Origin of the sequence: Mesorhizobium sp. M2A.F.Ca.ET.037.01.1.1, assembly GCF_003998075.1 — a bacterium.
GTDB lineage: Bacteria > Pseudomonadota > Alphaproteobacteria > Rhizobiales > Rhizobiaceae > Mesorhizobium.
The window spans coordinates 1-2873 of record NZ_RZSA01000858.1 but is presented as its reverse complement, the minus strand read 5'-3'; the positions used below and the strand labels follow the sequence as shown (position 1 = coordinate 2873).

The 2873-nt window shown below is 63.3% G+C and carries 1 protein-coding gene; it reads right to left on the bottom strand.

The genetic code is table 11. The annotated features are described in order from the left end of the window. Positions 1-365: 365 nt before the first annotated feature. Positions 366-2873 (bottom strand): efflux RND transporter permease subunit (locus tag EOA27_RS30270; protein WP_145970622.1); only part of this gene is annotated, 2508 nt, incomplete at its 5' end.

Below are 2873 nucleotides of genomic sequence, written 5' to 3'. Positions count from 1 at the left end.
CCGGCACCGGCAAGGCCGCCGCCACCAAGCGCCCCGTGCGCCCGATCGGCAGAGGACAGAGATTCACCACCAAGGGCGTGCCGTTTCCAAAGAAGTGAGCCGTAACGCTCATCAGCATAGCTGATTTGCCGGGTGGCGATCCGAGCCACAAGCAGATCCGATTTCGCAGGCAGCTTGGTGCCCCAACGCAGTCGTTTGAGAACGACTCGGCGAATGACCGTTATGGGGGTTCAAGCGTCTAGTCGTAACGGCAGCGACACCAGCCGTCGAGGTTGGGCCGACATTAGTTCGGACAATCGCCAACCTCGCCTTCGACAGGAAGGAAGAAACGTCGCCGTTCGCGCGGTCGCGGCGAATTCGTAACCCTACTCGGCGGGCGTCTCCGATGGCGTCTCTGCCGGCCCCGAAGGCTCGGCTTCGGCACGGGGCTTGCGCCCTGAAAACAGCGACCTGAGCGTGACGTAGAACACCGGCGTCAGGAACAGGCCGACGAAGGTGACGCCGAGCATGCCGGAGAACACCGCGGTGCCGAGCGATTGGCGCATTTCTGCGCCCGGGCCCGTTGCGATCATCAGCGGCACGACGCCGAGGATGAACGCGAAGGCGGTCATCAGGATCGGCCGCAGCCTGAGCCGGCAGGCTTCGACGGCAGCCTCTGCGACCGACAGGCCCCGTTCCTGCGCCTGCCGCGCGAATTCGACGATCAGGATCGCGTTCTTGGCGGCAAGCCCGATCAACACGATGAGGCCGATCTGCACGAGGATGTTGTTGTCCAGCCCTCGGAAAGTCCCGCCGAGCAACGCCGCGAGCACGCCGAGCGGCACCACCAGCACTATGGCAAACGGCAGCACCCAGCTTTCATATTGCGCCGCCAGCGCCAGGAAGACGAACAGCACCGACAGTCCGAAGATATAGACTGCGGCATTGCCGGTGTTGCGTTCCTGATAGGCGAGCTCGGTCCATTCGTAGGAGGTACCGGCCGGCAACGTCTTTGCCGTGATCCCTTCCATCAATGCCAGCGCGTCGCCCGTGGAAACGCCGGGCGCGGCGTTGCCCTGCAGCGGCACCGAGACGTACATGTTGTAGCGCTGGACCAGCGCCGGGCCGGTGACGTCGCGGATCTCGAGCAACGTGCCGAGCGGAACCAGCGCGCCGGACGCCGAGCGAACCTTCAGTTTCAAGATGTCGGCGCGATCGAGGCGGAAGGCCTGGTCGGCCTGCGCCCGCACCTGGTAGACGCGCCCGAAAGCGTTGAAGTCGTTGACATAAGCAGTGCCCAGATTGATCGACAGAGTCTCGAAGATGTTGGGGATCGGCACGTTCAGGATGCGCGCCTTGTCGCGATCGATCGCAAGGAAGAATTGCGGGCTCGACGCGGAGAAGGTGGTGAACACGCCCATCAGCCCCGGCGTCTTGTTGGCCTTGCCGGCGATTTCGTAGGCAAGCGCCAGGATCTGCCGCATGTCGGCGCTGTTGCGCTCCTGGATCTGCAGCTTGAAGCCGCCGGCATTGCCGACGCCGCGAATAGGCGGCGGCGGCAGTGCTATTATGAAGGCTTCCTTGATGCTTTGCAGGCTGCCGAACAGATTGCCGATGACCCTGGTCGCCGACTGGCCGGCTTTCAGCCTCTCATCAAACGGCTTGAACCTGGCGAAGATGACGCCCTGGTTGCTGGCGTTGGTGAAGGTCGCGCCGGAGAAGCCGGCGAACGCGACTGCGTAGTCGACGCCTGGGGTTTTCTGGATGATTTGCGACGCCTGCTGGATGACCGCATCGGTCCTCGACAGCGAGGCGCCGTCGGGCAACTGGACGACGACGATCGCATAGCCCTGGTCGAGCGACGGAATGAAACCGCGCGGCACCGTCTGCACCATGTAGACCGTGGCGTAGATCAGGGCCGCGAAAACGGCCAGCATGGCGGTGATCGCTATCCGCGAGCCGACCAGCACGCGAATGATGCTGGAATACCAATGGGCGACCCTGTCGAAGCCGCGATTGAAGCCGTCGGCGAGCGCCCGTCCGAACCGCGCCAGGAAAAAGCGCGGCGCCGCCGCCGCGGCATGGTGCGGCTTGAACAGCAGTGCGGCCAGAGCTGGCGAAAGCGTCAGCGAATTGAATGCCGATATCGCCGTCGAGACCGCGATGGTAATCGCAAACTGCAGGTAGAACTGCCCGGAAATGCCGGGGATGAAGGCTGTCGGCACGAACACGGCTATCAGCACCAGCGAGATCGCGATGATGGCCGTTCCGACTTCGTTCATTGTCAGGTGCGACGCCGGATTGGGCGCCAGCCCACTGGCAATATTGCGCTCGACGTTCTCGACCACGACGATCGCATCATCGACGACGATGCCGATCGCCAGAACGAGGCCGAACAGCGTCAGCATGTTGAGCGAGAAGCCGGCGGCGTAAAGCACCGCCAGGGTGCCGATCAGCGACACGGGGATCGCCACGATCGGCACGATCGCCATGCGCCACGACTGCAGGAAGACGATGATGACGATGATGACGAGCAGCATCGCCTCGAGGATCGTCTTGTAGACCTCCTGGATCGACTCGGCGACGAACTCGGTCGGATTGTAGACGATGTCGTAGTTCAACCCCTTCGGAAAGTCGCGGGAAAGCTCCTTCATCTTGTCCTGGATCTCCGCGGCCGCGGCGAGCGCATTGGTGCCCGGCCGCTGGAAGATGGCGAGCGCGACCGCCGGTTTGCCGTTGAGATAGGAGTTGGTGACGTAATCCTTGGCTCCGAGTTCGATGCGCGCCACGTCCTGCAGCGCGATCAGGCGCCCGTCGTCGGTCGATTTGACGATCACGTATCGGAAGTCGCGGGCGTCGTTGAAGCGGCCTTGCGTGGTGACCGTGTACTGGAA